The organism is Teichococcus wenyumeiae, from assembly GCF_003696345.1.
Lineage (GTDB): Bacteria > Pseudomonadota > Alphaproteobacteria > Acetobacterales > Acetobacteraceae > Pseudoroseomonas > Pseudoroseomonas wenyumeiae.
The window spans coordinates 1,475-6,298 of sequence record NZ_RFLX01000087.1 but is presented as its reverse complement, the minus strand read 5'-3'; the positions used below and the strand labels follow the sequence as shown (position 1 = coordinate 6,298).

Here is a 4,824-nt window from a genome sequence, read left to right as displayed (position 1 = left end):
AGGTCAGCCATGGCAGCACCTCCGACGCCATGGAATCACAGCAAGATCAAAGCTCAAGAGGCTCATTAATAGGCCCTGAGCCTCGGACAACAGCATTGTCCTCATGAAAGTAGGCCAGCGTGAGCAAATCAGCTTGGCGAGAAGGCTACAAGAACTGGGGCCATGGACCTGAAACTGGGCGTCCGACCAGTGTGGGTCCTCACGACGTCAAGAAGGACCAGACCGACCCTAACAATCCGGGGCTCGATCCGGCGAGCTACCACCTCAAGCCGGGCGACAATAACAATCGGGTTGCCGGCGACCCGGGTCCCGGCGGCCCCGTGAACATTAGGGTAAAAGGCCAGCCCGAAGCGGAAATCATCCCAGACACGGGTAAGCCGCGGACGGGCGGCTAATCACCTGCCCCAACGCGAGCTATCTTATATTGATCCGGCTACGCAGGCGGGCTCTTCACTCCTGAGCCGTCAGCGAAGCTGAGCTATGGCGGGTATCATGCTTATCTGCGGCAGGAACCGGCGTGGTGGGGACGAGCCGGCTATAACACCGCGTCCTCTTGGACAGGCCGCGGCGTTCCAGCACCTCCAGGTTGCGCTTGGTGCGGTAGACGGTGTCCGCCCCGACGCGGCTGGTGGTGTTCTCGGGATCCAGCAGGCCAGCGAAGCTACGGCTGTCATGTTGGGCAGCATCGGTGACCGCCCAGCTGCGGATCAATCCATGCCGCCGGTCGATGCCGATATGGCTCTTGTAGCCAAAGGCTGGCACCGCGATCAGAATGGCCTGACGCTGCGTGCCTTCTGGTCTAGGCTTGGTCCTGCCGCGCTTCAGCGTCCAGCGGGCATCCCGGTCCTTCTGCGCGCGCTTGGCGCGGGACCAACCCTCCGGCGTGCCGCCGTCGCGGATGATGGCCTTCTCTTCAATAGTGAGTTTCTGGCGCGGCGATTCGGGTGGCATCAATGATCTGCCCGCCCATGGCCAGATAGCCCTTGGCCGCCAACACCTCATCGAAGCAGCGGAACAGGCCCTCCATGGCACCGGCCTGCTTGAGCTGTTCGCGATAGAGCCAGATCGTCTTGGCGTCGGCACCGCCTGATGCAGGCCGAGGCCCGCGAAGCGCATGAAGGACAGCCGGTCGCGCAGCTAGAATTCTGACTGCTCATCCGAGAGGCTGTAGAGTGCCTGCAACACCAGGGTGCGGAATGAGCTGCTGCCGGTCTGGTGGACGTAGTGTTTAGCCTGCCTGCGCTGCCGTGTCCGGTTTGATAGGGTAACTCCACCAAGCCCGTTACTCCTCTCATGGGTCGGGCCATCGAGGCTTGAGAGAAGGTGCGCCTGGAGCAGCCGCCTATGGCGGACCGCAAGACGGGCGAGCACGTGGACCTTTTGTTCGCCTATCGTGCCCGCCCGGTTGCCAGCACGTACATCAACGGCAGCATCGTCCCGATGCTTTGCCGCAAGGCAGGCGTCTCGCCCAGCGACGTCCGTGGCCGCATCACCAGCCACCGCGCGAGCCACCATCGCCAGCCAGCTCTACAACGCCAAGGAGCCGATGACCCTGTTCGAGTTACAGGCCTGGCTCGGTCACCGCTTGCCCGAGACGACCCAGCACTATGCCGAGATCACCCCCAACACGCTGACCAAGACCTGCACCGACGCCGGCTACTTCGCCCGCAACGTGCCCACCATCGAAGTGCTGATCGACCGTCAGGCCGTGCTGGAAGGCACAGCCGCCGCAGGCGGGCCCTGGCAGCATTACGACCTCGGCCATGGCTACTGCAGCTACACGTTCTTCGAGCAGTGCCCGCACCGGATGGCCTGCGCGCTGCGACTTCTACAGCACCAAGCCGAGCGCCAAGGCGCAGCTGCTGGAGGCAAGATCAGACATCGACCGCAGGCTGGCGCTGATCCCGCTCGCCGATGGCGAACGCGCCGCCGTCGAGCAGGACCAGCATGCGGTGAGTAAGCTGCTCGACGGCTTGGTCGACACGCCGACCCCAGCAGGTCCGACGCCGCGCGAGCTCGCGCAGCGGCCCTCTTCTTCCTCTTGCCAGCCGTATTCCACATAAACTGGCGGTAGACCCAGGCGGCGCTGCAGCGGACCAGTTCAGCATTGCGCAGCCATCCTCGGATGCCCGCACGAAGGTTAGCGCGTTCTCCATGCTCAGGAACTTCAGCTTACTCTGGAAGGCATCGGACATGTCCCTGGTGCTGTGGTCGTGGCGGAAATCCGGCTTTGCGTGACGGCCATTCAAGCGTGGCAAAACATAGATGCCGTTGAGCGTTGGGGCTGTATGGCATACAGCGGCTGGCTACCCGATCCTTACATCCTGGTTCTCACAGGCTTCGGCATCCTCATTGCCCTGGTCGCCTGGCTGCCGCTCGCGCTGAAGCGCCTGCCCTTGTCATTGCCGATCGTCTGCGTCGGCCTCGGCGCAGCACTGTTCTCGCTGCCGCAGATTGCGCTGCAGCCGCTGCCGCTGCGCTATCCCGAGATCACAGAGCGCTTCACCGAGTTCGTGGTGATCATCGCGCTCATGGGCGCCGGTTTGAAGCTGGACCGCGTCTTCAACTGGCGTCGCTGGATGGTGACGTGGCGCCTACTGGCGATCGCGATGCCGCTGAGTATCGCCGCCATCACTGGTCTGGTTGGATGGGGTATGGGCCTGCCCTGGGCAGTCGCGTTGCTGGTGGCAGCCAGCCTCGCGCCTACTGATCCGGTTCTGGCGGCCGATGTGCAAGTCGGGCCACCCAAGAGCGGCGAGGAGGACGAGGTGCGTTTCGGCCTCACGTCGGAGGCCGGCTTCAACGATGGGTTGGCATTTCCCTTTGTGCATCTGGCTATCGCCCTGGCCACCGTCGCGCTCGCCGGTGAGCCCTGGTTCGCTAAATGGTTCAGTTACCGCGTGCTCTGGGAGATCGGCGCCGGTGTCGTTGGCGGCTGGCTCGTCGGCCGTGCTTTCGGCTGGCTTACTTTCCACGTCCCGGCTGAGAACAAGCTGGTCAGGACAGGAGATGGGCTGATCGGGCTGGCCGCCACCCTGGTCTCTTATGGGCTGACGGAAATCATCCACTCCTATGGCTTCCTGGCCGTCTTCATCACGGCACTGACCTTCCGCCATACGCATCGGGAGCACGAATTCCAGAGCCGGATGCACGAGGTGACCGAGCAGATTGAGCGCCTCGCCATGATGGTTCTGTTGCTGCTGTTCGGCGGCGCGCTCGTCAGCGGCCTGCTGGCGCCTGTGTCCTGGACCGAGGCGGGGATCGCGGTGGCCATTCTGCTCGTGATCCGCCCGGTGGCTGGGCTGGTCAGCCTGATCGGCTTCACAGCCAGCGGAAGCGAGAAGTTCACGCTGGCCTTCTTCGGCATCCGCGGCCTCGGCTCGATCTACTATCTGGCCTATGGCCTGAACCACATGGAGGTGGCCAAGGCCGAGCAGCTATGGGGCTTGATCGGGCTTGTGGTCCTCTTGTCTGTCCTGTTGCATGGCTTGACCGTCACGCCGGCCATGCGCTCGCTCGACCGTCTTCAAGGTCGAAACCCGGACGGCGAGGAAGCAACGCCGCCGCCTGGCTTACAGGGCCCAGCCTCGCGGAAATAGCAGCGACTTGGGGTCCCAGCCTGGAAGGAAATCACCTGGACCGTTCTTTGATCACTCTCTTGCGCGCGACAACACCCCTTCTCGCGGGGGATGATGGCCGCGCACGATAAGTCTTCCTTACCCGGCAGACCAGGCACGGGCCGACGCTTCCGACGCATTTAGAGCGTCTAACGAAATCTGCTGAGCGGCGTTGATGGGGCATGGCAAAGCCCCTTGTTCCCGATGATCTCTGGGCGGCGGTTGCGCCGCTGCTGCCGCCCGAACGGCCCAAGCCACGGGGCGGTCGCCCTCGGCTATCGGGCCGGGCTGTGCTGACTGGCATCGTGTTTGTCCTGACCACTGGGACAGCCTGGGAGCGGTTGCCGGTGGAGATGGGCTGCGGGGCAGGCATGACCTGCTGGCGTCGGCTGCGCGACTGGCAGGAAGCGGGTGTGTGGAGCCGCCTGCACCGGGTGCTGCTGGAGCGCCTGCAGGCGGCGGAGGCGATCGACTGGTCGCGGGCCGCCCTCGACAGCGCCAGCATCGGGGCCAAAAAGGGGGCGCGGAGATCGGCCCCAACCCGACGGATCGTGGCAAGCCGGGCACCAAGCGTCACCTCGTCACGGACGCCCGCGGCACGCCGTTGGGCCTGACACTCAGCGGCGCCAACCGCCACGACAGTCGCATGTTGGCCGCCACCCTGGATGCCGTACCGCGCGTTCGGACTGGAGGACGGGGACGCCCTCGCCGCAGGCCCGGCAAACTGCACGCCGACAAGGCCTACGATCATCGCCGCTGCCGCCAGGAGTGCCGCGCCTGGGGCGTCACTCCGCGGATTGCCCGGCGCGGCATCAAGAGCAGCCAAAGGCTCGGCAAGCACAGGTGGGTCATCGAGCGAACCTTCGCCTGGCTGAACCGCTTCCGCCGTCTTGCCATCCGCTACGAACGTCGCGCCGACATCCACCTGGCCTTCACCACACTCGCCTGCGCCCTCGTCTGTCTCAACCAGATCCGCAGGTTCTGTTAAGTGCTCTTGGCGCCGCTCCGTGATCATCAGTTCATTGGGCATCACACTGCGGTCGATCTTCCACCGCCATCCCGTCAGGTCCTTCGAGGCGATGGTCTCCAGCCAGTCGGATAAAAGGACCTGACTGTCGACCCGGGGGCCGGTTCCGTGGAGTGCTCCCCATTAAACCGGACAGGCGGCTGGTGGACTTGCTTCGATTTAGTGGAGAGGCGTTGGATG

The 4,824-nt window shown here is 64.3% G+C and carries 4 protein-coding genes; 3 read left to right on the top strand and 1 reads right to left on the bottom strand.

Going from position 1 to position 4,824, the window contains the following annotated elements:
• Positions 1–450 precede the first annotated feature (450 nt).
• Complete coding sequence (locus EBE87_RS27380; RefSeq protein ID WP_158601052.1) at positions 451–951, bottom strand: transposase; 501 nt, start codon at positions 949–951, stop codon at positions 451–453.
• 595 nt (positions 952–1,546) lie between these two features.
• On the opposite strand from EBE87_RS27380, the gene EBE87_RS27375 reads away from it, so the two are divergent.
• The 3 genes from EBE87_RS27375 (at position 1,547) to EBE87_RS27365 (ending at position 4,605) form a co-directional block, all read left to right on the top strand.
• Positions 1,547–1,960 carry a hypothetical protein gene (locus tag EBE87_RS27375; RefSeq protein WP_120640825.1) on the top strand — a complete coding sequence of 138 codons (414 nt, stop codon included), beginning with the start codon at positions 1,547–1,549 and terminating at the stop codon, positions 1,958–1,960.
• A 253-nt stretch (positions 1,961–2,213) separates the two neighbouring features.
• Entirely contained in the window at positions 2,214–3,599 is a 1,386-nt protein-coding gene (locus EBE87_RS27370) for a cation:proton antiporter (protein WP_233553462.1), read from the top strand.
• A 200-nt stretch (positions 3,600–3,799) separates the two neighbouring features.
• Positions 3,800–4,605, top strand: a protein-coding gene (locus EBE87_RS27365; RefSeq protein WP_120640823.1) for an IS5 family transposase whose coding sequence is annotated in 2 segments (ribosomal slippage) — positions 3,800–4,136 and positions 4,136–4,605 — 807 coding nt in all. Because the reading frame shifts where the segments join, the coding sequence is not laid out codon by codon here.
• Positions 4,606–4,824: the final 219 nt, after the last annotated feature.